This window comes from Paenibacillus baekrokdamisoli (assembly GCF_003945345.1).
Taxonomy (GTDB): domain Bacteria; phylum Bacillota; class Bacilli; order Paenibacillales; family Paenibacillaceae; genus Paenibacillus_Z; species Paenibacillus_Z baekrokdamisoli.
In genome coordinates this window covers 2,482,996-2,509,904 of sequence record NZ_AP019308.1, presented here as the reverse complement: position 1 = coordinate 2,509,904, position 26,909 = coordinate 2,482,996, and the positions used below count along the sequence as shown (strand labels likewise).

General features: G+C 46.8%; 26 protein-coding genes and 1 riboswitch. Of the genes, 25 read left to right on the top strand and 1 reads right to left on the bottom strand.

Annotated elements, in window-relative coordinates; genetic code table 11:
• Positions 1–23 precede the first annotated feature (23 nt).
• From dinG to EKN16_RS32700, 19 genes are all read left to right on the top strand, one after another.
• Positions 24–2,909, top strand: coding sequence for an ATP-dependent DNA helicase DinG (gene dinG / locus EKN16_RS11215; RefSeq protein WP_125656644.1), 2,886 nt, complete (start codon positions 24–26; stop codon positions 2,907–2,909).
• Positions 2,906–3,562, top strand: coding sequence for a redox-sensing transcriptional repressor Rex (locus EKN16_RS11210; RefSeq protein WP_125656641.1), 657 nt, complete (start codon positions 2,906–2,908; stop codon positions 3,560–3,562). The genes dinG and EKN16_RS11210 overlap by 4 nt, the downstream gene beginning before the upstream one ends.
• Positions 3,543–4,844, top strand: a complete 1,302-nt coding sequence (locus EKN16_RS11205) for an amidohydrolase (RefSeq protein WP_125656638.1) — start codon at positions 3,543–3,545, stop codon at positions 4,842–4,844. Before EKN16_RS11210 ends, EKN16_RS11205 begins: the two co-directional genes overlap by 20 nt.
• A 32-nt stretch (positions 4,845–4,876) precedes the next feature.
• A complete protein-coding gene (locus tag EKN16_RS11200) occupies positions 4,877–5,365 on the top strand; it encodes a cell wall elongation regulator TseB-like domain-containing protein (RefSeq protein ID WP_183530716.1) in 489 nt (162 codons plus the stop codon).
• Between the two features lie 145 nt (positions 5,366–5,510).
• Complete coding sequence (locus EKN16_RS11195; protein WP_125656633.1) at positions 5,511–6,053, top strand: hypothetical protein; 543 nt, start codon at positions 5,511–5,513, stop codon at positions 6,051–6,053.
• Positions 6,046–7,566 carry an AAA family ATPase gene (locus EKN16_RS11190; protein WP_125656630.1) on the top strand — a complete coding sequence of 507 codons (1,521 nt, stop codon included), beginning with the start codon at positions 6,046–6,048 and terminating at the stop codon, positions 7,564–7,566. The genes EKN16_RS11195 and EKN16_RS11190 overlap by 8 nt, the downstream gene beginning before the upstream one ends.
• Before the next feature lie 104 nt (positions 7,567–7,670).
• Positions 7,671–8,543: a 3-hydroxyacyl-CoA dehydrogenase family protein gene (locus tag EKN16_RS11185; RefSeq protein WP_125666133.1), complete on the top strand. Its 873-nt coding sequence runs from the start codon at positions 7,671–7,673 to the stop codon at positions 8,541–8,543.
• Positions 8,540–9,745: an acetate kinase gene (locus EKN16_RS11180; RefSeq protein WP_125656628.1), complete on the top strand. Its 1,206-nt coding sequence runs from the start codon at positions 8,540–8,542 to the stop codon at positions 9,743–9,745. The genes EKN16_RS11185 and EKN16_RS11180 overlap by 4 nt, the downstream gene beginning before the upstream one ends.
• Positions 9,746–9,780: 35 nt before the next feature.
• The gene (gene asnS, locus EKN16_RS11175; protein ID WP_125656625.1) at positions 9,781–11,076 is read left to right on the top strand and encodes an asparagine--tRNA ligase; all 1,296 of its coding nucleotides are present in this window, start codon (positions 9,781–9,783) and stop codon (positions 11,074–11,076) included.
• A gap of 81 nt (positions 11,077–11,157) precedes the next feature.
• Positions 11,158–11,859, top strand: coding sequence for a DnaD domain-containing protein (locus EKN16_RS11170; protein WP_232016362.1), 702 nt, complete (start codon positions 11,158–11,160; stop codon positions 11,857–11,859).
• Between the two features lie 149 nt (positions 11,860–12,008).
• A complete protein-coding gene (locus EKN16_RS33465) occupies positions 12,009–12,134 on the top strand; it encodes a hypothetical protein (protein WP_260182471.1) in 126 nt (41 codons plus the stop codon).
• A gap of 311 nt (positions 12,135–12,445) precedes the next feature.
• On the top strand, positions 12,446–13,336 hold the full coding sequence (locus tag EKN16_RS11165) for a class I SAM-dependent methyltransferase (RefSeq protein ID WP_164522766.1): 891 nt from the start codon (positions 12,446–12,448) through the stop codon (positions 13,334–13,336).
• 35 nt (positions 13,337–13,371) lie between these two features.
• Positions 13,372–14,541, top strand: coding sequence for a CDP-glucose 4,6-dehydratase (rfbG, locus tag EKN16_RS11160; protein WP_125656619.1), 1,170 nt, complete (start codon positions 13,372–13,374; stop codon positions 14,539–14,541).
• 103 nt (positions 14,542–14,644) lie between these two features.
• A riboswitch (TPP riboswitch) is annotated at positions 14,645–14,757 on the top strand.
• Between the two features lie 159 nt (positions 14,758–14,916).
• Positions 14,917–15,936, top strand: a complete 1,020-nt coding sequence (locus EKN16_RS11155) for an ABC transporter substrate-binding protein (RefSeq protein WP_125656616.1) — start codon at positions 14,917–14,919, stop codon at positions 15,934–15,936.
• A 41-nt stretch (positions 15,937–15,977) separates the two neighbouring features.
• Positions 15,978–16,280 (top strand): thiamine-binding protein, encoded by a 303-nt coding sequence (locus tag EKN16_RS11150; RefSeq protein WP_125656613.1) that lies wholly within the window; start codon positions 15,978–15,980, stop codon positions 16,278–16,280.
• The gene (locus tag EKN16_RS11145) at positions 16,270–17,034 is read left to right on the top strand and encodes an ABC transporter permease (RefSeq protein WP_125656610.1); all 765 of its coding nucleotides are present in this window, start codon (positions 16,270–16,272) and stop codon (positions 17,032–17,034) included. Before EKN16_RS11150 ends, EKN16_RS11145 begins: the two co-directional genes overlap by 11 nt.
• Positions 17,035–17,039: 5 nt before the next feature.
• Entirely contained in the window at positions 17,040–17,798 is a 759-nt protein-coding gene (locus EKN16_RS11140; protein WP_125656607.1) for an ABC transporter ATP-binding protein, read from the top strand.
• Between the two features lie 52 nt (positions 17,799–17,850).
• Positions 17,851–18,663 (top strand): TatD family hydrolase, encoded by an 813-nt coding sequence (locus EKN16_RS11135; protein ID WP_125656604.1) that lies wholly within the window; start codon positions 17,851–17,853, stop codon positions 18,661–18,663.
• Positions 18,664–18,782: 119 nt separating this feature from the next.
• On the top strand, positions 18,783–19,235 hold the full coding sequence (locus tag EKN16_RS32700) for a WGxxGxxG family protein (protein WP_125656601.1): 453 nt from the start codon (positions 18,783–18,785) through the stop codon (positions 19,233–19,235).
• Positions 19,236–19,339: 104 nt separating this feature from the next.
• Here the strand turns inward: EKN16_RS32700 and EKN16_RS11125 are convergent, their stop codons facing one another.
• Complete coding sequence (locus EKN16_RS11125) at positions 19,340–20,746, bottom strand: hypothetical protein (protein ID WP_125656598.1); 1,407 nt, start codon at positions 20,744–20,746, stop codon at positions 19,340–19,342.
• 173 nt (positions 20,747–20,919) lie between these two features.
• On the opposite strand from EKN16_RS11125, the gene EKN16_RS11120 reads away from it, so the two are divergent.
• The 6 genes from EKN16_RS11120 (at position 20,920) to EKN16_RS32200 (ending at position 26,790) form a co-directional block, all read left to right on the top strand.
• Positions 20,920–21,684 carry a glucosaminidase domain-containing protein gene (locus tag EKN16_RS11120; RefSeq protein ID WP_232016360.1) on the top strand — a complete coding sequence of 255 codons (765 nt, stop codon included), beginning with the start codon at positions 20,920–20,922 and terminating at the stop codon, positions 21,682–21,684.
• Positions 21,685–21,802: 118 nt separating this feature from the next.
• Positions 21,803–22,081, top strand: coding sequence for a phage holin family protein (locus EKN16_RS11115; RefSeq protein WP_125656595.1), 279 nt, complete (start codon positions 21,803–21,805; stop codon positions 22,079–22,081).
• Between the two features lie 95 nt (positions 22,082–22,176).
• A complete protein-coding gene (locus tag EKN16_RS11110; RefSeq protein WP_125656592.1) occupies positions 22,177–23,457 on the top strand; it encodes a bifunctional DedA family/phosphatase PAP2 family protein in 1,281 nt (426 codons plus the stop codon).
• Between the two features lie 306 nt (positions 23,458–23,763).
• Positions 23,764–24,153, top strand: a complete 390-nt coding sequence (locus tag EKN16_RS11105) for a dihydrofolate reductase family protein (RefSeq protein WP_375782057.1) — start codon at positions 23,764–23,766, stop codon at positions 24,151–24,153.
• A gap of 383 nt (positions 24,154–24,536) precedes the next feature.
• Positions 24,537–25,493, top strand: coding sequence for a D-2-hydroxyacid dehydrogenase (locus EKN16_RS11095; RefSeq protein ID WP_125656583.1), 957 nt, complete (start codon positions 24,537–24,539; stop codon positions 25,491–25,493).
• A 175-nt stretch (positions 25,494–25,668) separates the two neighbouring features.
• A complete protein-coding gene (locus EKN16_RS32200) occupies positions 25,669–26,790 on the top strand; it encodes a foldase protein PrsA (RefSeq protein WP_164522765.1) in 1,122 nt (373 codons plus the stop codon).
• The last annotated feature ends 119 nt before the right edge of the window (positions 26,791–26,909 follow it).

The window sequence follows — 26,909 nt, the reverse complement described above, 5'->3', positions numbered from 1 at the left end:
TTTGTGAGAGGATCGAAAACCGGATGAATTACGCGGTACTGGATTTAGAAACGACCGGTCATGGGGCCGGCGATGAAATGATACAAGTTGGTCTTGTTTTACTTGATGAATCCATGCAAATCGTAAGGACTTATCATACCTTTGTAAAACCGACGATTCCAATTCCACCCTTTATTACACAATTAACGGGAATAGATGCTTCTATGGTCGAGGACGCACCTTCTGTTGAAGATGTGCTCCTTGAGCTTATTCCCATTCTCGATGATGCCGTTTTAGTCGCCCACAATGTTGGCTTTGATGCAGGCTTCTTGAACATGGCACTCGATCGAAGCGGCTACATGCCGTTTGCAGGTCGTCAGCTGGATACCATTGATTTGCTTCGTGTCCTTTATCCATCATTGACTACGTATCAGCTTGGCGCTGTAACGGAGCTGTTTGGCATTGAGCATGACCACCATCACCGAGCGGATAGTGATGCTAAGGCAACTGCAGAGCTATTCATCGAATGCTTCAAGAAGCTGTCGAGCTTGCCGCTTCTCACGCTCCAGCGCTTGTCAGGGCTGCTGAGCGATGAGATTGACGATCTTGGCTGGTTTGTGGAGCAGATGGCGGTTCATAAAGAAACAATGACCTCAATTGATACAGATGCTTATGTTTATTTTCGGCAGTTTGCCATGAAAGCTGGAGATTGGACCGAGGAACAGCTGCCGCGTGGGGAGAATGGTGAAGCTGATCAAGTAGGTGAGTGGTCATTCCATGATTTTCTAACCCATATGAAGGACAGCATTCGGTCTATCGTACCGGGGTACGAAGAGCGTGAGCCGCAGAATATGATGTTCCAAGAAGTTATTGATGCATTAGAGAGCGATCGTCATTTGCTTATCGAAGCGGGTACTGGAACGGGCAAATCATTAGGCTATTTAATACCCGCACTATACTATGGTGTCCAGCATAATAAAAAGATAGTCGTAAGCACGCATACGATAAACCTGCAGGAGCAGCTAAGGCAAAGAGATTTGCCCTTGCTGCAAGCTGTTATGCCTTATCCCTTCCGAGCCGCTGTCTTCAAAGGACGCGGCAATTATCTTTGTTTACGCAAATTTGAAGGTAAGGTCCATACAAGAGATTTTGCAGCGCCGGTAGAGGATCGTATTACGTCAGCACAGATGGTCGTTTGGCTCAGCGAAACAGAGAACGGGGATCAGGAAGAGCTTAATTTCGGCAATCGGGGAGCGGAGTTCTGGAGCACGGTATCCAGTGATGCAGATTCCTGTCTCAATCGAAGCTGTCCTTGGTTTAAGCGCTGTTACTATCATAGAGCTAAGCAAGAGGCCAATCTCGCAGATGTTGTCATTACGAATCATTCCATGCTTTTCACGGATATTCGCGCTGATCACCGATTACTGCCAGGCTTCGAGCATCTCATTGTCGATGAGGCTCATCATCTGGAAGAGGTAGCAGGTAAGCATTTGGGTACACAATTATCCTATCATACGGTACAACATCCAGTTGGCAGACTTTGCAAGGATGCTCGTAACGGTCAGCTCATTCAGCTCAAGCATAGAATTGCTAATGAAGATACCGATTATGCAGACAAATGGCAGGAAGAAATAGACAGTGTTGTACCCGTTTTCGGGGAGCTTCGTGATGAATGGGATCGTTTGTTTGATTTATTATTCTCATTATTGGGCGCTGGTAATGGAGGCCCACAGGAGTCCTCATCAGGTGAAACGGGACAGTTCATATTACGACTTCGCAGCAGCAAGCTCCCAAGTAAATGGCAGGATGCCCAAGCGATTGAGGAAGTTGTAAATGGGCTGCTGAGCCAAATCATTCGTCCCCTCGATAAAATGTTCCAGAGCATGAAGGATGAATGTAAAGATCCTGCCCTTATCGCGCTTGTGACTGATCTGAGCGGAACGGTAAAGGATCTGACACGCGCCCGAGATGAGCTGCGCCAATTCATGAAAGCGGACAAAGCAGAAAATGTATATTGGATTGAAGCAAATAGTAATTTTAGAGCCAAATCCATTCATCTTTATGCGGTTCCTGCTGATGTCAGCAGTCAATTGCGATCGTTCTTCTTCGATACCAAGAAAAGCGTCGTTCTCACATCAGCGACTTTGTCTGTACAGAAGTCCTTTCAATATGCATGTGAGCAGCTTGGCTTGGAGCAAGACGAAGAGCACGGTAGATTAAAGACGGTTCAACTTCCTTCACCGTTCAATTACCGAGATCAAGCGCTGGTAATTATTCCGCGTAATTTCCCAGTTCTTAAAGGGGCTGCAGGCGATCCGCTGTTTAACGAAATGCTGGTTAAGTCGCTTGCGGAGGCAGCAATCGAGACTAAAGGACGCATGCTGGTTCTATTTACCTCTTACAAAATGCTCAAGCAGGTGTATGATCCTTTGAAAGAAGCATTGATGCCAAGCGGGATTCAACTGCTAGGTCAAGGGATTGACAGTGGTAACCGGAGCAAGCTTACCAGGCGGTTTCAACAGCAGGCAGCGTCGGTGCTCCTTGGAACGAGCAGCTTCTGGGAAGGTGTAGATATACCCGGTGATGCGCTCACCTGTCTAGCCATTGTACGGTTGCCGTTTCAGCCGCCGAATAATCCGCTTGTCGAGGCCAAGTCTGAGATGTTGCAGGAGCAGAAGCTTAATCCGTTCATGAAGCTCTCGATCCCTCAAGCTGTAATTAAGTTCAAGCAAGGCTTTGGAAGGCTGGTTCGTACGACAAAAGACCGCGGTATTGTTCTCATTTATGATACACGTGTTATTGACACGTATTATGGCAAATACTTTCTATATTCATTGCCTGGCCCCAAGATCGAGCATATGCATTTGGAACAAATCGTACCCCGTATAAGGGAATGGTTAGCGTCAGGACATGGGGGGATTGACGAGTGAAGCCTTTCAAAATTTCTGAAGCGGTAGTTCGTAGATTGCCTGTTTACCTGCAGGTATTGAACGATTTGCATATGAGGGATGTGCAGACGGTATCCTCACAGGAGCTTGGGAATAAATTAGATTTGAATCCAGCTCAAATCCGCAAGGATCTTGCCTATTTTGGTGATTTTGGACGTAAAGGCATTGGCTATGATGTGTCTTATCTCATCGAGAAAATCAGACAGATCTTAAAGCTCGACCAGCCGCTTAATGTAGGGTTAGTCGGTGCGGGTAACCTTGGACGTGCGCTATGCAATTATAATACCTATTTGAAGGATAATATGAAAATCACTGCTGTATTTGATGCTCATCCTTCAATGGTTGGTGCTTCAATTAATGGCTTGAGCGTTTTGCCTATGGACAAGCTGCAGGAAACGGTTGCGGAGCGAAATATCCGAATTGGAATTATTACTGTTCCTGCTGTTGAAGCACAGAATGTAGCGGATCGTTTCGTGGATGCTGGAGTTGCGGGTATTTTAAATTTTGCTCCGACAATATTGAGGGTTCCAGATCATGTTCGCATTCACTATGCGGATTTCACGACGGAATTGCTGAGCTTAGCCTATTATTTGGAAAAAGAAGGGGACGACGAGGATGAAACGGTTGTGGATTGAGAACGGTATTTTTGTAACAATGGATGATAACCGTCCCGTACTGAAGGGTCATATGGTCGTCGAAGGAGATACGATCCTTTATTTGAGTGAGGAAGCTCCAGACCCATTGCCAGAAGGTGCAGAACGAATAAATGGACAGGGTCTCGTTTTCATGCCGGGTTTAGTTAACACCCACGGACATGCAGCGATGTCACTGCTTCGCGGCTATTCGGATGATCAGTCTCTGCAAGTATGGCTTGAACAAAAAATGTGGCCGATGGAAGCGAAATTCACCGATGATGATGCTCGGTGGGGAACTTCGCTTGCTGTAGCCGAAATGCTCAAATCAGGTACAACATCATTTGTTGATATGTATGATCGCATGCATATTGTTGCTGAGGTCGTGGAGCAATCCGGCATTCGCGGCGTATTAACTCGCGGTGTTATTGGGCTTTGCCCGCCTGACGTACAGACCTCAAAGCTAAACGAGGCGAAGCAGTTCGTAAGGGATTGGAATGGTCAGGCAGAAGGACGTATAACGGCTATGCTGTCACCGCACGCGCCATATACATGCCCGCCGGACTATATCGCTAGGATCGTTGAAGCTGCTCATGAATTGGACGTTCCGCTACATACGCATATGTCAGAATCGGCGGCTGAGGTTGCTCAGAATGTGAAGGACTATGGCTGTCGTCCAGTTGAACATCTGGATAAGCTAGGCTTCTTTACACGTCCTTCCCTACTGGCCCATGCCGTTCATTTGAATGATGAAGAAATTGCTTTGCTTGCTGAGCGTGGTGCTGCTGTATCCCATAACCCGGTAAGTAACTTGAAGCTGGCGAGCGGGATCGCCCGTGTACCCGATCTTTTGAAGGCAGGCATAACGGTCTCCTTAGGTACGGATAGTGCAGCTAGCAATAACAATCTGGACTTGTTTGATGAGGTCAGGTTATCAGCGCTTATTCACAAAGGAATCTCTGGTGATCCGACTGCAATTCCTGCATGGGAAGCGCTCAAGATGGCAACCACTTACGGAGCCAAAGCGATCTGGCAGGAAAAACGTCTAGGTATGCTTAAGGAAGGAATGAAGGCAGACTTTATCGCTCTTAATGTAGAACAGCCGCATTTCTACCCACAAACAGATATGGTGTCCCATTTGGTTTATTCGGGTTCAGGCAGAGATGTGCTGCATGTTTGGATTGATGGTAAACAAGTCGTCAAGAATGGGGAATGCCTACTGCTGGATGAAGCGAGAATTCGCCACGAAGCACAGCAATGCTTTGAAAGGCTGCTATCCTCCTAATGCGCACGAATCGACGTAAAAGGCCACCCGTAATGACGGCAGCCCGTTGGACGCTGCTGTCCGTCATGATTGTCGTTGTGGTTTTGATTGCATTGAACGCTTATTATCGATCGGTTCAATCTCCGATGTGGAAACAAGAACGTTTGGCGGAAGCAAAAGCAATTGAAACCGCAGGATTGAAGGAAGCGACTTTATCTTATCCATTCGTATGGGATGAGTCCATTTGGATTGTGGAAGGCAAGGATAAGAATAACGAGGATACCTACGTTTGGCTCAAGAAGGATACATCATTGGTGCTCAAGGCTAAGGATGGCCTAACTAGCCAGGAAATTGAACAGAGATTCTTACAATCCAAACCGGATGCATCCATTAAAAATACTAAGCTTGGAATGTTGAACAATGCACCGGTATGGGAAGTTTATTATTCTAAAGTGCAATCTTCAGTTAAAACTTATTATTATGACTTTTACCAATTCCAGAATGGCGCATTTGTAGTTACATACAAATTGCCCACCCAATAAGGCGAAGATTTGACTTTGGAAGCATAATCACCCACTGCTCCCTGTTATTACACACCCTCTTAGACCCTAGATCATGATATACTTTCGTATAGCAAGTTGTGATAGACGAAAGAATTCGATCTTAGGTAAAAGGGGGATTTTTGCCATGAAAATACGTGTGATGCCTACAGTGATTATAGCTATTGTTTCTGCTAGCTTATTAGTCGGTGGTTGGTTTATATATCAGAATGTGGCGACTGTTCACCCGCTTGAGCGGATTGTTGCACAAGTGCCGGGTGTTCTTGAAGCAAAGCCAGTTGTCAGCAATGATGCAGTAACGGTGGATTTAACACTGCGTAAGGATGCAAACCTTCGCGTTGTATACGATACTATAGCAACTCAAAGTCAATCGATAATTGGTACGCGTGAGCTGAAGCTTGCTATTAATCAAGATTCAGGCACGAAACAGAAAGAACTGAATGAGGTTTGGTCATCGAACTTATTTGATGTAGCTCAGGCGATGGAGCATCGTAATTACTCCGAAATTCCTACAGCTATGAAGCATATTGAACAGAATTACAGCGGCGTTCAAGCGACCTCTGAGATGGATGAGACGAATGTCTACATCACGTTAAAGAACGGTGATTCTGCAAAATATATTATATTGCCTCGTACGCCAGACCAAATGGGAGCGTGGCCTAATGCGTAATTACAGTAAAGAAATTATGATCGGCTTCATGCCGATCTTTATCTTATTTATGCAGTTTTTCGTTGGGGTAAACATGATTCCGATTGTTCTCTTCGCTGGCTTAGCAGGAGGGCTTCTATATGTAGCTAAGTCACGTGGTAATTTGGCAGCAATCGGTGGCGAGCGTAAAGGCAAGCCCCGCCTAACAACACCGTTATCCTTTGAAGAAATCGGCGGTCAGGAGCGTGCGAAGCAGGAGATTATAGAGGCGCTCGATTTCTTGGTTAATGTAGAGCAAATATCGAAACTCGGGATTCGACCTCTGAAAGGGATTCTGCTGACAGGCCCTCCGGGTACTGGTAAAACACTGCTGGCTAAAGCTGCTGCACACTATACGGATTCTATCTATGTAGCTGCATCCGGCTCCGAATTCGTTGAGATGTACGTCGGTGTCGGCGCAAGCCGAATTCGCGATATGTTCAAGGAAGCAAGGCAGAAGGCATTAAAAGCAGGGAAAAATAGTGCGGTTATCTTCATCGATGAGATTGACGTCATTGGCGGCAAACGCGATGGCGGACAGCATCGAGAATATGACCAAACGTTAAACCAACTGCTGACTGAGATGGATGGTATTCACACATCGGAGTCTCCGCGTATCCTTCTCATTGGCGCAACGAACCGTAAGGAAATGCTGGACAGCGCATTGCTGCGTCCAGGCAGGTTCGACCGTCATATCGCAGTTGATCTGCCGGATAAAAAGGGACGTGCTCATATTCTGCACATTCATGCCCGAAATAAACCGTTACATGAGGAAGTCAGCTTGGAGAAGATTGCTGAGGAGTCCTTTGGCTTCTCGGGTGCACAGCTTGAGAGTGTGATGAATGAATCCGCTATCTATGCGCTGCGTGATTCGAATGATTCCATCACCCAACGTCATCTCTCCTTGGCAATTGACAAGGTGTTAATGGGGGAGCAGAGTGATCGCGAGGCAACGAAGGAAGAACGAGAACGCGTCGCACTTCATGAGCTTGGACATGCTATCGCTGCTGAGCTTGTTCGTCCTGGCAGTGTTTCACAGGTTGCACTGCAGCCGCGTGGACAAGCGCTTGGTTATGTACGCCACAATCCACAGCAGGATCGATATTTGTATACACGGGAATTTCTAGATGGACAAATTATGATTGCACTCGGAGGCGCTGCTGCTGAAGAGATATTCTATGGGGATCGCAGTACCGGCTCCAGAGGTGATTTCGAACAGTCAATGAGTATTGTCCGTACCATGGTTGAATCGGGCTTAACGGATCTTGGTATTATTGACAGCTCTATGATGACCCCAGATAAGTGGGCGGGAGTCAACCATACCATTCTGGAAGAACTTATGGGGAAAGTGAAGCAGATGCTTGGTGAGCACAAGGAAGTATTTCTGCGCTCACTCGATGTTCTCATTGCTGAAGAGACGCTTGGCGGGGATCGGTTTCGTTCCTTGCTTGGGGATACAGCAGCACGGCCTAACTTCGAGCTGCAAACCGTATAAAATTGAACAATTGAAGGCAGACCTTGTGTCTGTCTTCTTTCTTTGTCGTAAAAACGGTATAATAGACGGGACAAAAGAATGTGTGAAATGGATGGTGTATGCAGGTGGGATTACGTAAAGTTGGTGTTGTTGGCGTCGGAACGATGGGACAAGGAATTGCAGAAATGCTCGCCTTCAATGGGCTTGACGTATATATGGTTGAACATTCTAACGAGCGACTTATCCAAATGATCGCCGTGATCGAGCAAAGCTTGGATAAGCAGATGGAACGATGGGCTTTAACCCTTGCGGAGAAGAAGCTTATCATGAGCCGGATTCATCCGATTGAATCCTTGCAGGAGCTAGCGGATTGTGAGCTGGTTATTGAAACCATAACGGAGGATCTGGACAGAAAAATTGCAATCTTTGAGCAATTGGATCGTTTATGTGGCCCTGATATTATTATTGCGAGTAATACGTCTACACTGAGCTTGACCGAGCTAGCAAGTGTAACGCAATACCCGGAGCGAGTGATCGGTATGCACTTCGTTTATCCGGTTATGAAGACGAATCTGGTCGAGATTGTACGTGGTCTCAAAACTTCGAATGAGACGTTCACGCGAACGAAGGATTTTGTCGAAGAGGTGATACATAAGAAGAGTATCATGGTATTTGAATCAGCGGGCTTCGTTACCACTCGGCTTATTTGTTTGTTTATTAATGAGGCGCTCCATGTATTGGAGGAGAATGTAGCCTCTGCTGAAGATATCGATAGTGCAATGAGAATCGGATATTCCTTTCAGAACGGTCCACTTGAAATGGCGGATCGCTTTGGATTAGATGCGGTATTGGCCGCGCTTGAGCGAATGTTCAGGGAATATGGAGAGTTAAAGTATCGCCCATCCATTCTGCTCAAGAAGATGGTGCGTGGCGGACATCTCGGTGTTAAGAGCGGTATGGGGTTCTTTCAATATGATAAGGATGGGGATCGACAATGATTATACTTGTCCTGAATGCAGGAAGCTCTTCTTTGAAGTACCAGATTTATAATATGAGTGACGAATCGGTGCTTGCCCAAGGACGCGTAGAGCGGATTGGGATGGAGGATTCTATTCTAACGCACGAGCCTAGTGGTAAGACAGAGGTGCGCCAGGTCAGTGAAATCCTAGATCATAATACAGCTGTTAAAAAGCTCACAGATTTGCTAATTGACAGAGAGCATGGTGTGATTCTTTCAATGAAAGATATTAATGCCGTAGGACACCGAGTCGTACACGGCGGCGAGAGCTTCAAGCATTCTGTCATAGTAACCTCTGAGGTCAAGCAGGAGATTAGGAAGCTTATTGATCTAGCCCCCTTACATAATCCAGCCGCGATGATGGGAATTATGGCAGTTGAAGCGAATCTGCCGGATGTTTCTCAGGTTGTTGTCTTTGATACTGCGTTTCACCAATCGATGCCACAGGAAACGTTTCTATATCCGATCCCAATGGTGCTCTACAGGCGCCATAAAATTCGGCGGTATGGATTCCATGGTACCTCACATGATTATGTGAGCCGACAAGCAGCGATGAAGCTTAATAAGCCGCTTGAGTCGCTGAAGATGGTTACCTGTCATATCGGTAATGGTGCCAGCTGTGCTGCTATTCTGGATGGCAAGTCTTTCGATACAAGCATGGGCCTAACACCGCTTGAAGGACTGATGATGGGAACCCGCAGCGGCGACTTGGACCCAGCGATTGTTCCTTTTACGATGGACAAAGAAGAATTAACGCTGAATGAAGTGAATTCGATGCTGAATAAGCATAGTGGACTTCAGGCTATTAGCGGCTTTAGCAGTGACATGCGAGAGATAACGGATGCGATGAAGGACGGCGATAAGCAGGCTAAGCTGGCTTTTGACATGTATACTTATCGTTTGCGCAAATATATTGGCGCTTATGCTGCGGGAATGAACGGCATTGATGTGCTTGTATTTACTGCGGGAGTCGGAGAGAATTCGGTTATGGTCAGACAAGCCGTATGCGAGAATTTGTCGTTCATGGGGATTGAACTGGATAATGAACGGAATGAAATCAGATCTAAGGAAGTAAGATTAATCTCAACGGATAAATCACGCGTGAGTGTGCTTGTTGTTCCTACTAATGAGGAATTGATCATTGCCAGAGATACCTATCAATTAGTTAGGGAATCCTTGTAAGGAAACGATCTGCCTTTAGAAAGGATGTAACGAACATGAGAGAATTAACCACGATTAGTCAGCTGCATCTGCATGCAGGACAATCCGTTTGGATCGGCTGCTGGCTGAACGGCAAACGGTCAAGCGGCAAAATTCAATTTCTTCAGCTGCGTGACGGAACAGGGTATATTCAGGGGGTCGTTGTCAAGAGCGAGGTGGTAGAAGCTTCATGGGAAGCTGCGAAGACACTGACCCAGGAAAGCTCGCTGTATGTGAGGGGAATAGTACGCGAGGAGCCTCGCAGTCCGTCCGGTTATGAGCTGACAGTAGAAGAAATTGAGATTATACAAGTGACGCAGGATTATCCGATTACACCTAAGGAGCATGGTGTCGATTACTTAATGGATCGACGTCATCTATGGCTTCGAGCACCGAAACAGCGAGCCATACTCGTTATTCGAGCGGAGATCATCCGGGCCATTCAAGCCTTCTTCGATGAAAGGGGCTTTACCCTTGTCGATCCTCCAATACTGACTCCTTCCTCCTGTGAAGGAACGACGAATCTGTTTCATACTAAATATTTCGACGAAGATGCCTATTTGACGCAGAGTGGACAGCTATATATGGAAGCCGCAGCCATGGCGCTTGGCAAGGTCTATTCCTTTGGCCCCACCTTTCGTGCGGAGAAATCCAAAACACGTCGACATTTGATTGAATTCTGGATGATCGAGCCGGAGATGGCCTTCGTCGATCATGAGGAGAATTTACGTGTTCAGGAGCAGTTTATTGCTTATGTTGTGCAGCGTGTGCTATCGAACTGCCGCCTAGAGCTTGAAACGATTGGTCGCGATGTAAGCAAGCTTGAAGCGATTCAAGCTCCTTTCCCACGAATTACTTATGATGAGGCGATTCGGCTGCTGCAGGAGCAAGGTCAGGAGATTCAGTGGGGAGAGGATTTTGGCGCGCCGCATGAAACGGCAATTGCTGCGACCTATGATCGTCCTGTCTTTATCACGCATTACCCAGCTTCATTCAAAGCATTCTATATGAAGCCCGATCCAACAAGACCAGAGGTTGTATTATGCGCTGATATGATCGCACCAGAAGGTTATGGTGAAATTATTGGCGGATCTCAACGTATTGATGATCCGGAGCTTCTGGCAGAGCGTTTCTCCGAGCATGAGCTGTCAGTTGAAGCTTATCAATGGTACTTGGATTTAAGGCAATACGGTACGGTTCCCCATTCAGGCTTTGGTCTAGGTTTAGAGAGAACTGTAGCCTGGATTTGTGGACTTGATCATGTGCGGGAGACCATTGCGTTCCCGCGCATGCTTTACCGTCTTTATCCTTAGCAATCGGATGAACGAGTAAGACTTACGGATATCCGCCCCATTATCGAAGGGGTTGGATATCCTGGCAGAGGAGGGTGACCGGTGAAGAATGACATGTGGAAAGCTTACGCCCGGGGCATGGCCGCTGCTATGAATAGTGGTGGTGTTGTTGTTCCGGCCGGTCTGCTTCGTGCTTATCGAGGCATTGGTTTGTCAGACGGAGAAATGCTATTAATCATTCAATTGTTGACGTATAGACAGATCGAACAGGTTGAATTCCCTACTCCGGAACAGTTGGCTGATCGTCTTGGCCTTACATCAATGGCAGTGGGACAAATGCTAAGCCGTTTGATGAAAGAGGGGCTGCTTGCCATTGACGAGCAGATGGATCTGATGAGCGGCATCCAGTCGGAGCGTTATAATTGGAATGGGCTGATCATACGCAGCGCGGAATGGCTAGCAGATGATGCCAAACAATCGGTACAGAATGACAAAGAGCAGCAGCAGCGAGCAGCAGCATCTGCTGAGCAGCCCAAAGCCAGCGATCTATTCACCGTTATTGAACAGGAATTCGGTCGTCCATTGTCTCCAATGGAATGTGAGACGATTAGCGCGTGGCTGGATCAAGATAAATATCCCGATGAACTGATCCGGTTCGCACTCAAGGAAGCTGTATTCGCTGGAAAGCTGCACTTTCGCTATATTGATCGGATTCTTATTGAATGGAGCCGTAATCGCGTCACGAATACGGATGAAGCAAAAGCACATACCCAGAAATTCCGCGGCGGCCGAGGTTCTTCATAACCTCAGCTGCTTTTTTTATTTTCCGATTGATTTCTGTCGAGGCACTTGTGGTGGCCCAGAAGTATTCTGGGGCATTGCAGTGAACACCCTCCAAGTCTCTTGTTGGAAGTTTGTGAGCATACGCGGCGCTTAGCGTCTCGTATTTTTTTGTGCGTGGTGGGCATTGTGTCCAAACGAATGGAGTCGTGCTTGAATACGCTAAAGACACACATCCTGCTCTGGGAGGAAAAATGCTGGTGATTATGGCTGGAGCGATTGCTGCGATGCTTGCTTAGCGAATGTACAGCTTTTAAGAAGGAGGATGAAGCTTCTATCTATTCATAACAAAGCTGATGGGCTCCCATTTCAAAGAGCAGCTTACAGCTGTAAATATGATTAGTTCTGGGATCAAGTCTTCTAGTGAAGAATTTGTCTGCTATCGGGGATGGAGCATCAGGTTGAGCAGGAAGCCGGAAGTTCAGTGAAAGAAGGATTGGGGCGGAGAGAAGAGATAGACATGAACGAGAAAGGGCATTAAGAGACAAAAAGAGACAGAAATAAGGTAAGAAAAGATATCGAAAAGGTTCAGAAAGAGGAGGACGATGGAGTGAGAGAGCAGAGCGAGAATGGCGAAGCAGAGAAAGAGAAAGAAGAGAGCGAAGCAGTACCGCTGCTGGTTCAGGTGGTTAAATCATTGGCGGACCAGCAGCTAATACATGAGCAGCAAAAACACCAGCAGCAAATACACGAGCAGAATGATGTGCTGTTCACGGGGGAACGGCTTGTTGTGAATCAGGTCGTTAAAACGCACCATCAAGATGTTTATGAGGAGCATATTCGGCGTTATGAGATGGCTGCTGGGCTGGTTCGCGGTCTGGACGTATTAGATGCAGCCTGTGGAACGGGATATGGAACGGCTATGCTGAAGGCTGCTGGAGCCAGTTCACTTGTAGGGATCGATATCGATCTTTCGTCGGTGGAACGGGCGAAGGTTGATTATAGGGGTGAAGCCGTAACTTTTATTCAGGGAGACGTACTGCAGCTTCCTTTTGACAAGGGGACCTTTGATGCGGTTATTTCCTTCGAGACTATCGAGCATGTAGATAATGGCCGTGCTTGGATCGAGGAGTCTGCGCGAGTGCTGAAAGACGACGGGCTGTTTGTGGTATCGACACCGAACCGAGCGCTGACAAATTCTCCGCTTTACTATGAGGAAAAGCCTTTTAATCCTCATCATAAATTTGAATATCGTACAGAGGAATTAGTTGGTGAGCTGCTTCAGTCTTATGATCTCGTAGCTCTTTACGGTCAAACGGTCTTTGATGATTCGCGATTAGCGGCAATGCGCTGGCTGCGGGAAGTCACTGGAAAACCAGCGGACCGTATACCGGAGAATCGAGTTGTTCCGCGTGGATATGAGCTTGTTCCTTTATCAGAGCTGAAGAGTGGAGAGCCCATGTATGTCGTGGCTGTTTGCCGAAAGAAGAGGGATCGCTAACATTCTGCAAGTAAGTAGGGAGATGAATCGAAACGATGAATCACTCGTTCTGGCAGCATAAGAAAGTGTTCGTTACAGGCCATACGGGATTCAAAGGATCGTGGTTATGCCTATGGCTGCGCAAGCTGGGGGCGGAGGTTCATGGCTACAGTGATAGTCTGCCTACCTCGCCATCGATGTACCGTCTCTGTGGACTAGAGACGGATATTCCATGGACGCGCGGTGATATTCGCGATTGTCCGAAGTTAATCGCTGCGCTGCGCGAAGTAAAGCCGGATTTGGTTTTTCATTTGGCCGCTCAGCCTTTAGTTGGGGCCTCGTATAAGGATCCGTTCACAACCTTTGCAGTTAACGTTATAGGTACGGCTGCTTTACTAGAAGCGGTGCGAGTGACGAGTGTCGAGCATCCGGTACGCGCCGTCGTGGTGGCGACTTCGGACAAATGTTACGCCAATCTCGAATCCGCAAAGGGATTTCATGAGCAGGATCTGCTCGGCGGATATGATCCTTATTCGGCGAGTAAAGCAAGCGCGGAGCTGGTTGTATCTGCCTACCGCAGCTCGTTCTTCACAGGCGGGGACGGCATAATGCCTGCCGTCGCAACGGTCCGAGCCGGCAATGTGATCGGCGGCGGCGATTGGGCCGAAGGCCGCATTGTGCCCGATTGCTTGCGTGCCGCCATGCTCGGGCATGCCCCTGTGCTCCGGCGGCCGGGAGCTATTCGGCCGTGGCAGCATGTGCTGGAGCCGCTCGCAGGGTACCTCGAGCTGGCGGAGCGGTTGTTCACGCGCGGCGCTGCCTATGCCGAAGCGTGGAACTTTGGTCCGCGCGAGGAAGATGCGCGGACAGTGGCCTGGCTGGCCGAGACGCTATGCGCAGCCCTCGGCACCCAGTCGCCGGTGCATGCCGCTTCGCTGATGGAACAGCCGGCACGCGGCCAGCGAGATGATACAACTATGCTGCAGCTCAATATCGCCAAAACGCAATATCGCCTTCATTGGTGGCCCCGTTGGGAGGCTGCTGAAGCTGTTGAACGCACAGCGCATTGGTACCGGCATTGGATGAAAGGATCGCCGATGCGCGAGATTTCTGCCGCACAGATAGTGGATTATGAAGCATTGGACCTCAGCACTCAAGCTTCCCATGCAGACAATGATTCTACAACAGCAGCAGCGGTGCAGCATAGACGGAGCAGCAAACTGTAGAATGTGTGGAGGATACTTGGTGAAGCATAGCTTCTGGTAGATATCTAATAATAACAGTGGAATTTATCGCATTGTTTGTTATAATGGGTTGTGCGACAATAACTGAATAGACAGGGGGAGCTGGAGATAGCCGGCTGAGAGGGGATACCTTAATAATCCCGACCCTTAAACCTGATCTGGATAATGCCAGCGTAGGAAATCGCGTTGTAACCAATTCTCAACCACTGTGAACACCTTGTTTAAGGTGCTTTTAAGCGGAATGAATTGTACAGAGCAACTTTCAAGCGTCTTCCAATCGGAGGGCGCTTTTCTTATTTCTCAGGGTCTGACTAGCTTGTCGCTCATCTTGGATAACTGGAGAGGAGCAATCGTATTATGGGAAGCAGGAATCATTGGAATAAGGCAAAATGGGGGATCATGGGGCTTGCGCTCGTTTTAGCGCTAACAGGCTGCGGAGCAGCTAACAAAGAGCAAACACAAGCCGCTGCAGACAAACCGCTCACTAAAGTAAAGGTCGTGCTTGACTGGACACCGAATACAAACCACACCGGCCTATATGTTGCGCGGGACAAAGGATTTTTCAAGAAGCAGGGTCTTGATGTGGAGATCATTCAACCCGGTGAAGCTGGTGCAGATACGATGGTTGCGACAGGTGCAGCGGACTTTGGCGTCGGTTATCAAGAGGGCGTAACACAGGCAAGAATTCAAGGCGTGCCGCTCGTTTCCATTGCAGCGATCATTCAGCACAATACATCCGGGTTTGCCTCGCCTGCAGACAAGAATATCAAATCACCGAAGGATTTTGAAGGTAAAACGTATGGCGGATGGGGCTCGCCTGCTGAAGCTGCAGTCATCGAATCTCTCATGCAGGAAGAGAAGGCAGATGTGAAGAAAGTGAAAATCGTCAGCATCGGCGAAGCTGATTTCTTCACGGCGGTTAAGAAAAACATTGACTTCGCATGGATTTTCTACGGATGGACGGGTGTGGAAGCAGAGCTTCGCGGTGAGAAGATTAACATGATTTATTTGACAGATTACAGCAAAAAGCTGGATTATTACACACCGATACTTGAAACCAATGAGAAAATGATCACAGACCACAAGGATATCGTTCAAGCCTTCGTTACGGCGTCGGCAGAAGGCTACAAGTTCGCAATTGATCATCCCGATGATGCCGCTGAGGTGTTGATTAAAGCAGTACCTGACCTGAATGCAGATCTTGTTCGGGCGAGCCAGAAGTGGATCAGTCCGAAGTATCAAGATGATGCAAAGCGTTGGGGCGAACAAAAGCGGGATGTATGGGCAAACTATGCAGGCTGGATGTTCGATCATAAGCTGCTCAAGAAGGAACTAGATGTGGACAAAGCGTTCACGAATACATTTATCCCTGAATAAACCATTCCTACTAAGCTAGATACAGAAGGGAAGCGAATCCTATGGCAAACGCACTACTAAGCATTCAAATATTACCGACGACACCGGGTGGCGAGAGCGTCATTCCTTACGTGGACCGGGCAATTGAGATTATAAAAGCATCTGGCGTTCCTTATCGCGTGGCTCCATTAGAAACAACAATGGAAGGCGAATTGAGCAATCTGCTCGCCATCGTGCAAGAAATGAATGACGCTATGACAGCTAAGGGCTGTCCTTCTGTTATTTCACAAATTAAAGTTTATTACAATCCAAGCAGCGGAGCTTCCATGGGAAGGCTGCTGGAGAAATACCCTGATGGGCAATAATATTCGTAAAATATGGCCGCCAGTCGCGGTTATGTTGTTCCTGCTGCTAAGTTGGCAAGCGGTGGTCGTAGTATTCGATATCCGTCCATTCGTTCTTCCATCACCTTATGTGATCATGATGCAGGCGATTACGGATGCTTCACCTTTACTCGATCATACGCTGGCAACTTTGGGTGTTACCTTACTCGGATTTACGGCAGGTGCAGCGGCGGGCTTCGTGCTCGCCGCTTTGCTGCATCTTATTCCAGGTGCCAAATCCGGTTTCTATCCACTGCTCGTGCTCACACAAAATGTGCCGATTATGGCTTTAGGGCCGCTGCTGGTATTGTGGTTTGGCTTCGGAATCCTACCAAGAGTTATATTGATTATCATTGTTTGTTTTTTCCCCATTGCAGTTGCCATGCTGACCGGTCTTATGCAAAGTGATCCTAAGCTAGTCACCTATATGAGAATGATCGGTGCCACGAAACGGCAGCAGTTCTGGCGGTTAGAGCTTCCGAATTCGATTCCTTATTTGTTCTCGGGACTTAAGATTGCAGCATCTTATAGTGTAATTAGTGCGATCTACGCAGAGTCGATCGGGGCAAGTAAAGGGCTCGGTTATTACATGCTTCTGTCCCGTAATGGTTTTGAGACCGCCAAAATCTTCTGTGCGATCGCAATTATTATTTTTATCAGCTTGATTATATTCGGTGCAATTAGTTTGGCAGAGCGATTATTCCTTCGTGGTCGAACACCGAGCAAAGGAGGATGAGCGGGATGTCGTTTGTTTTGGAAGTTGATGGCGTAACGAAGAGCTTTGACGTACCATTATCCAGCAAGCCCGTTCTCTCCAATGTGACGTTTCAAGTGAAGGAAGGCGAGTTTGTTTCTTTAATCGGCCCGTCTGGAAGCGGGAAAACGACGCTATTTCATCTCATTGGCGGGTTGGATGTTCCTAACCTTGGAGAAATCAGAATCAAGGGTCGAAGAACGATCGGTGAGAGAGGCAATATTGCCTATATGCCGCAGCAGGCCTCGCTAATGCCATGGTTAACCGTTGCCGGCAATATTGAGCTTGCACTAGATATCGCTGGAATGGATCGGAAGGAAGCAAGAATAAAAGCTCGGGAGTGGCTGGAACGTGTAGGACTCCATGGAGAAATAGGTGATTCTTATCCACACGTATTGTCAGGCGGCATGCAGCAGCGTGTATCTTTCTTACGGGCACTTCTCTCTCCGCAGCCTTTAATGTGTTTAGATGAGCCATTCGGTGCACTTGATGCTTTAACGCGGATGCAGATGCAGACCTGGCTGTTATCACTTTGGGAAGAGAATCGACGCTCCGTACTTTTCGTCACACACAGTATTGAGGAAGCCTTGCTTTTGTCAGATCGTATTCTTATTCTATCGACGGCTCCTGCTACGATTATCCGGGAAGTAGTAGTTCCATTTGCTAGGCCTCGCAGGGATGAATTGTGGAGCGATCCTACTTTTAATGAGCTTAAACGGGAAATTTATGATCAGCTTAAGCCCTAACATCTTGAAGTAAGGGTGAAAAGATCTAGTGGTAGGAGGTGTTCTTATTCTTATGAATAAGGCTAAAAAGATGGGGAAATGGATGGATGCCCATATTCACTTGGATTTATATGCAGAGGAAGAACGTGATGCCCTGCTCCATGAGGCATTTGCAGATGGTGGTATCGCCGCAGTTGTAGCGGTATCGATGCATTTGCATTCTAGTCAAACGAATCGGACATTGGCAGCTCGTTATCCAGGTCAAGTTTTACCTGCCTATGGCTTCCATCCCGAACAGCCTCTACCAGATCAAGAAGAGCTGAATACTTTGCTGCTGTGGATTCGTGAACGGTTTGCTGACAAGGAGTCATTTGCGATCGGTGAGGTTGGACTTCCTTATTATTCGCGAATAGAGGCTGAAGCGGAAGGGCGTTCTTTTGACGAAGGGGCTTATATCGTTTTACTCGAGACGTTTGTTGCGTTGGCTGCAGAGCTGGATCGGCCGATAATACTTCACGCTGTATATGAGGATGCTGATAAAGCCTGTGATCTTCTCGAACAATATGGGGTACGCAGAGCGCATTTTCATTGGTTCAAAGGATCAGATTCTGTAATTGATCGCATGATCAAGGCTGGTTATTCGATTTCCATAACGCCTGATGTTGCATATGAAGAAGAAATTAGACGTTTGGTACAGAAGTATCCGATTGAGCTAATGATGACAGAAACCGATGGGCCGTGGCCGTTCGAAGGCCCCTTCCAAGGGCAAGCCACCAAGCCGGCCATGGTGCAGGAGGTTGCTGCAACAATTGCCCTTCTCAAAGGGATTTCGATAACGGAAGCAGAAGAAAAGCTGCTTATGAATGCCATGAATTTCTACAAATAACCTGGGGTCGGCGCTAAGTAGTGCTGACTCCGGGTTTTTGCTTGTTTTGGCAAGCATAAAGGAATCCTGAACAGGAGAAAACAAGGGGGAACGCAAAAAAAATAATCGGAGGTCTTGGTGTGAAGAAGCTTCTTGCAAGTATCTCGATTAGTACGACATTGGCTATATCGGTGTTCGCTGTACCTGTCCTTGCTTTCGAAAGTGCAACGTCGACGGGAGGAAGCGGGGCATATAGTACGAATAATTACAACACGGATACGTTGAAGGGCACGACAGTTCCTCAAACAATTGATCCATACGGCAGTTATTATCATTCATCCAATACCGGTGGCCAGAATGAAACGCAATCCGTTTCACCAAGGATGCGCAGCTATGGGATTGAATCAACAACTCCCAATACCTACACGAATTATGGCACCAAATCCTTTGACTCGATGCATGCTAATTTGTACAAAACCAAGGCTGTGACAGCAACCACTACGAATAAATTTAACTGGGGCTGGTTGGGTCTGCTTGGATTAATTGGTCTTGCAGGTTTAAGAGGCAGAGATCGCGACCGCGAAACCAGCTAGCAAGGAGACAATTTGTTCAACGTTAACTTAATCCTGGAAGCAAGAATAACCCGGTGATACGCTATAATGGCGCAGCACCGGGTTTTAACAATAGATGCCACTCATTAGATAATGAACATAGCGACAATTGTCGTTACGCCTAGTCCGAGTAATACTGGTTTCAAGTTGCGGCGGGCAAGCTCGAATGGATCGACTCCACAGATTGCCGCAGCTGGAATGAGTGCCCATGGAATAAGAGTACCTCCTCCAACCCATATCGCAGCAATCTGCCCAAGTGCGGTAAGTGTCGCCGCTCCCGAACCAATTGCAGTGGCGAAGAGATGTGCGATCGATCCGGCAAGGGATATACCGGAGAAGCCTGATCCATCAAGACCTGTAATGGCACCTGTGACAGTGAGGGTTATAGCACTGACTGCTTGATTAACCGGCACATGGTTGGCGAGTGCTACACCTAAGTCATTGACAATGCCGTGTGAGCCAGCTGGTAACACTTTACCGAACAGCTCCGTGAAGGCAGCATCGCCCAAGTAAAAGAAGGCCGCAATTGGAATAACGGGACCGAAGACTTTGAACCCGAACTGAAAGCCCTCAATGAGATAGGAGGTCGTCTGCTCCAGACCTTGATTCCGATGAGCCAGCATCGTGACAACGATCAAGATGAATACAGCTGTACCACCAATAAGCGCCGTTGCATCTCCGCCTTGCAGCTTCAGCACGAACATCGCTACAACATCGACCAGAAACAGCAGTGGGATGGCAATAGCTAATGCTTGTTTGGTACGGTAAGGTAGGGGGATTTTGACATCCGTATCGTCCGTATTCCTATTCGAAGCTTTGCTTTGCACGACCAGTCCATCTCTCCATGTCCCCCGTTTCATATCTCTGCGCATCATCCAGAAAGCAGCCACTGTTGTTACCAGACCCATTACAATGACAAGCGGGATACTAGCTTCCATTACGGATGATACCGGTAATCCCGCTGCGTCAGCGGTTAATTTTGGTGCGCCTTGAATAATATAATCCCCAGACAATGCAATTCCGTGCCCGAATAAGTTCATTGCCATAGCAGCCCCGAGTGCAGGCAAGCCAACTCGTACAGCAACTGGCAGGAGGACGGCACCAATGAGGGCAACACCGGGTGAAGGCCAGAAGAACCAAGAGGTGAGCATCATAATGATACCTATGCCCCAGAAAGCTAGTGCAGGTGTTCGTAAGAAGCGAGTCAGCGGCGCAACCATCATTTCGTTGACCCCGGTTCGGATAAGAATTCGGCTCATAGCGACAATGATGGATATGATCAGAATCGTTCCAATCAATTCTTTGATCGCATAGATAAAGCTGTTAAATATAGCGCTTACAGAACCGCTCAAACTCTCAGTGGCAATTAAGCCGAGTGCAAAGATCCCGACGACACAGATCAGTGTCGTATCTCTGCGCTTAATAAGAAGAGCCATGATGAAAACAATGAACGACAGGTATACATAGTGCAGCGGAGTCAATTGAATTTCCACTTGGAGCACCCTTTCGCCTATAAAAGTTGGTTATTCATCGTATGCAAAAGAAAGGTTAGGCGTTCGTCATGCTGCCATCCTGCCATACTGGCACTTGTCCGTTTCGATTCTTGCCCTAGTTTCATATATAAAGGTATAGACGAAATTAGGACAAGAGCTGGAGGTGATTGAAATTGAATAAGGAACAATTCTTCAACAAGCTCGCGCCAATCGCAGTTCAGGTTCGAATGGAAGGCTCTTTCATGTTCCCATCGGTAAGACTTGCCCAGAACTGGCTGGAAACGGGAGGAAATTTACCAAGCTGGAACAATCTTGGTGGTTATAAAGTCGGAAGCGGAACGCCGAATGCGTACTGGAGAGGTGCAATTATTAACAAAGGAACCTGGGAGGTGTATAACAACCAGCGAGTTGATATTATCGCAGCATTCAGAGCTTATGATTCTATTTATGACTTTTACAAAGATCAGGATCTATTATTTATGAAGAGCCGTTATGATCGTGTTCGGTCTGCTCAGACTCCCAAGCAGCAGGCTGATATGCTTCAGGCATGTGGTTACGCTACCGATCCAAGCTATGCAAGTCAAATCAAATCCATTATTGATTCGAACAGTCTCATTCAATATGACGTGAAGGCAGAGGAGGATCAACCGATGACAGATGCGGAAAAGAAAGCATTCCAAGCTTTGCAGGATATAGTAACCCAGCTTTCGGCTGGCCTGAATACGCAGAATCAGACAGTGTCTGATCAAGCAGTGAGAATCACAACGCTAGAAACACAAGTAGCAGATCTTAAGGGGAAATCTGCAATGGATGTCCCAAGCTGGGCTAAGGATGCAGTAGATGCAGCTATAAAAGCGAAGCTCATCGATACGCCAAATGGCGGAGGATTGGACTTCTATCGGTTGTTGGTTGTATTGAAAAGGCAAAAGCTCATTTAATTACAACTTGTGTGGAATGAGATAAAATCGAAGACCCCATCGAGGGGGGCATTGTCATGAACAGGTACATTTCATGATGGAAACTCATAGCCTAGTTAAAAATGGAGCGTGATCAAATATGGAATGGAGTGTTATTACGGATCTAATCGATCCTTCCTTATTTATCGTACTTGCTGCATGTTGGGTCGTTGGCTACATGCTAAAGCAGACACCGAGGATACCTGATTGGATAATCATTTATGTGGTAACTGCATTTGCAATCGTAGTCACTTTGTTTTTGCTTGGATTCCATGTAAAGAGCGTACTGCAAGGCATTCTGTGCGGAGCGGTTTCGGTGTACAGTCATCAGTTAATCAAACAGACGAAGGAGGGAATGGGAGGAGGAGGGAAAACCTAGATCTCAACGAAACACATCGGGTTAACTGCCGATGTGTTTTTGATTGGTTATTATCCAAGTTTTGAGATCAAACTACCGGAAGAGGAGGAATTACATTGAGCGTAGTAACAACATGGCTTGAACATTATGGATATGGCCTTATTTTTATCGCTTTATTCCTTGAGATGCTTGCACTGCCTCTACCTGGTGAAATGTTGATGAGCTATACCGGATTGTTTGTATTTGAAGGGAAATTGAACTGGTTGTTAAGTATTGTCTCAGCGAGTGCAGGTGTAACAGCAGGCATTACATTGTCGTATTGGATCGGTTATCGTTTGGGTAAACCCTTCGTAATGAAATATGGAGCACGCATTCATTTTGGCGAAGAGAAACTCGAAAGCATGTCTGTATGGTTTGATAAATATGGGGACAAGCTTCTATTCGTAGCTTATTTCATTCCTGGTGTCAGACATATAACGGGGTACTTCTGCGGTGTAACTAGAATGCCATTTCGTAGATACGCAATATACGCGTATTCGGGAGCGATCTTCTGGGTCAGCCTGTTCATTTCGCTGGGTAAGGTTCTCGGGCCCAAATGGGAACTCTACCATAGAACCGTGAATCATTACATGATTATGTTCGGGGTTGGTTCCGCAATTGTAACGATTCTGGTCTACTTCTACCGGAAGAATAAACAGCGTATCGTCACTTGGTTTGCTGGTATGCTATCCAAAGGAATCGAACATTTCAATTCACTTGGCACAGTTCGGTTCTTGGTTCTGGCATCCTTTGCATTTTTCGTTATGTCACTCTCCTTCATGCTAGGAATAATTCAGGATTTCTTGGCACAGGAGTTTAGTCAATTTGACGAGGTTGCCTCATATTTCGTTCAGAGGGTCTTTGGTCCAGAGTGGAATGGATGGATGAGTAGGTTCTCAGCACTTGGTTCAATTGATCTCTTTGGTCCGCTGATTGCCATAACAGCAATCTGGATCTGCTTAAGAGCTAAGGATAAGTTTTTAGAACTATTGTTTCTGTTATGGGTTGTGGTTGGAGGGGAATTGCTTAACGAGAGCTTAGGCGCACTTTTCCATCGGAAGGGTCCTGTCCATTTAGGGCATCAATTGTATAACACATTCCCAAGTGAAGAGACATTAACTTCTCTTACCGTTTGCGGCTTTTCAGCTTTTTTACTGGTTCGTCATTATACGTGGACATCAATTCGTGTTGCAGCGGTATTTTCCGTCATTCTTTTGTGTCTAGTCGTGGGTCTAAGCCGAATTTACTTTCATGTTCAGTTTCCGAGTGATGTAGTGGCAGGCTACGTTTTCGGAGGGGTTTGGGTAAGCCTTAATGTTATTTTGCTAGAGATCTTAAGGAAGCTCCAGTCAAAATAAAGATTGCAGCACACAGAGGAATTTGACGGATACAGGTAAAGAACAAGCCAAGTTAATTGGGGATATTTTTCGTGGACAACAGATTCCTTTACAATTCCCGGTTATGGCAAGTCCTTATTTGGGTAGGCAAAGGATATGAAGTTGTCCGAAAGATGAGTTTTGATGAATTAAAGAGGCTCTATTCATTAGAAACAGCCTAATCGTTAAAATGTTATACTTATGAATAGCTAGTATACAAAAATGATAAAGGAGAATCAAAATGAGAAAATTAGTTGTATCTGAGTAACCTATGATGGCTTCGCGGCGGTGTGGCCTAACATGGTCGAGCAAACAGGGGAATATGGCGAGATGATGAACGGCTACCCCAAGCATGTGGTTTCAACGACTCTGGAAGAAGTGGAATGGAACAATTCTGAGCTGATCAAGGGGGATATCGCAGAGGAAGTATCCAAGCTGAAGCAGCAGCCTGGCAAGGACATTTTGGTTTTCGGCAGCTGCAGCCTTGTTCACACGCTGATGGAGCTTGACCTCATCGACGAATATAGGCTCATGGTGTTTCCAGTCGTTCTGGGGAGCGGAAAACGTCTCTTCGGAGAAGGTCTCGATAAGAAGACCTTGAAATTGGTGGAGACAAAGACGTTCAGTTCGGGTGTCGTTGTTCTTACCTATCATCCTAACCCCGAGATCATGGCTTAGCGGTCGTTCGCAATAATTGAGGTCAAGGTGTTTGTTTAACGGAGAAACTCGAAAAACCCCTTTATTATCAAGGGTTTATACAAAAAATCCGGGACCCCTTTCAGGGTCCCTTTCATGGGAGAGGAGAAACCGGACGAAGAGCTTATGGGGAAACGTAAGTCTTCTCCGCGGTTGTCTACGGCATCTCGCGACGCCGATAACTATAGAATGCCCAGAATGCGCCAATATATACCTGGTGTGTTTTTTCTTCCTGTTCTTTACGACAACAAAGACTCGTTTGAAAAAAGGGTGGCTTACAGGGTGTGCCGCTCTATGTGGATGCTGGATGTTTCACTTAGTCTACTTGTGTTATTTGTATTAATAAAACAGGGGGTATCATCGATATGAACATTGTTGTTTTAGACGGATACACACTTAATCCTGGCGATCTGACATGGGAGGAGTTGTCTGAGCTTGGTCATTTAACGGTATATGAACGGACATCACCGGATCAGATCGTGAAGAGGGCGTCAGAAGCGGACATTCTATTGACGAATAAAACGCCGATTACAGCTGAAACAATCTCACAATTACCCAACTTAACCTACATTGGCGTATTGGCAACAGGCTACAATATCGTGAACACGTCAGCAGCAGCTGAAAGAGGTATTGTTGTGACGAATGTTCCAGATTACAGCACCCATTCGGTAGTTCAGCTGGTATTCGCGTTCCTCCTAGAGCACTGTCTTCATGTTGGCGAACATAGTACTGCCGTTCATAATGGGCGTTGGGCGGCTGGTCCTGACTTCATGTTCTCGCTCACTCCGCTGCTAGAGTTAGCTGGGAAAACGATCGGGATCATTGGTTTTGGCCAAATTGGTCAACAGGTTGCTAAAGCCGCTATCGCTTTTGGCATGGAAGTATGTGTGCACACGCGTACAGTCAAACAAGTTCCGGGACTGGAAGGGGTTCGTTTTGTCTCTTTTGAGATACTAGTAGAACAATCAGACTTTATCTCCCTTCATTGCCCGCTGACACCCGAAACCTCAGGCATCATTAATCGTGACTCGTTGAAAAGGATGAAGAAGGAAGCTTTTCTTATTAACACGGCTCGCGGTGGGCATGTAGTTGAGCAGGATTTGGCGGATGCGCTTAATGAGGGCGTAATAGCCGGTGCTGCGCTAGATGTATTGTCTGTTGAGCCGCCGCCTGCGGATCATCCGCTGCTTCATGCGGCCAATTGCTGCATTACTCCCCATATCGGATGGGCTACAATCGAAGCGCGTAGTCGCCTCATGAGCATTGCTTCCGAGAACTTACGATCATTCCAGCAAAAGCTCGTCGTTAATAAGGTAAACTAATTGGCTCTGGCTCTGAAAATCGTATATTTTGCTAAAATCTCTCGTTTTCGTTTGTTTTTCTCATTTTCAGTGACATTTTATCTTCTTTTAAGGTTTATTAATTTTATTTCTGATATTATGACAACAAGTGGACAAACCATTCGCTATACTCACCTATTGGAAGGGAGATTTAACATTGAACGAGAAAGAGAATGAAACAAACAAAGAGAATAACCTAGAGGAATTGAAAAATGGGGTCGACGAAGGTGTAGATTCTGCTGAGCGACATGAAGGAGAGCACGATGAGGTTGTCAGTGTTGGTTCAACAGATAATGACAACTCCAATCGGCCGCCGTCTTCGGCAGCAGCAACGAAAAGCAACAGTAAGCCGTGGATGTATGTTTCGCTCGGTCTAGCAATTCTGCTAGTAATCGTTCTTGTGGCACCGCCATTTGGAGGAGCGAGCAGCAAGAATGATACAGTTGCCACCGTTAATGGCGTTGCTATTACCAAGGATAAGCTTTTTGATTCCATGTCTGAGCTCGGCGGCAAGCAAACGTTGGATAATCTTATCCAAGATGAGTTGATCATGCAAGCAGCAGATAAAGATGGAATTAAAGTGACTGACGCTGATGTAGAGAAAGAAATCACATCGATTAAAGGTCGCTTCCCGACAGAGGCGGATTTCAACGCGGCTCTGCAGCAAGCGAACATGACACTGGATGATCTTAAGAAGCAAACGCCTATGCAGCTTCGGATTCGCAAAATTCTGGAGCCGAAAGTAACGGTTACTGACAAGGAAATTAAAGATTATTTTGATAAGAATAAAGCATCTTTAGGTACGCCTTTGCAGGTCCGTGCATCACATATCTTGGTTGCTACTGAGAAAGAAGCCGAAGATATCTTGAAAGAGCTAAAAGCCGGAGGAGATTTTGCGGCAATCGCTAAGGCAAAATCAACAGATCCCGGAAGTAAAGCAAATGGCGGAGATCTTGGTTTCTTTGGTGCAGGCGCAATGGATCCTGCTTTTGAAAAAGCTGCATTTGCTTTGAAAAAGGATGAGTTAAGTGCCCCGGTTAAGACAAGCTTTGGCTACCATATTATTAAAGTGACGGATCGTAAGGAAGCTAAAGTAGCAACGCTAGATGAAGAGAAAGCAAAGATAAAAGATCAACTGGTTAACCAAAAAGTGCAAGAATTGTCCGCTACATGGCTTGCTGACCTCAAGGCAAAAGCGAAAATTACGAATACGCTTGACGACAAAGAAAAGGCTGCAGCGGCAGCAAAAACTGCAGCACCTGCAACAACAACACCCTAAGTAATGAATGAAGTATTTTTATGATAAACAAATAGCTTCAAAGCCATCTCACCTTCTTGGGCGGGATGGCTTTTTTGTGTTGTCTGAAGGCGAAAGAAAATTTTGCGGTGTAAAATAAA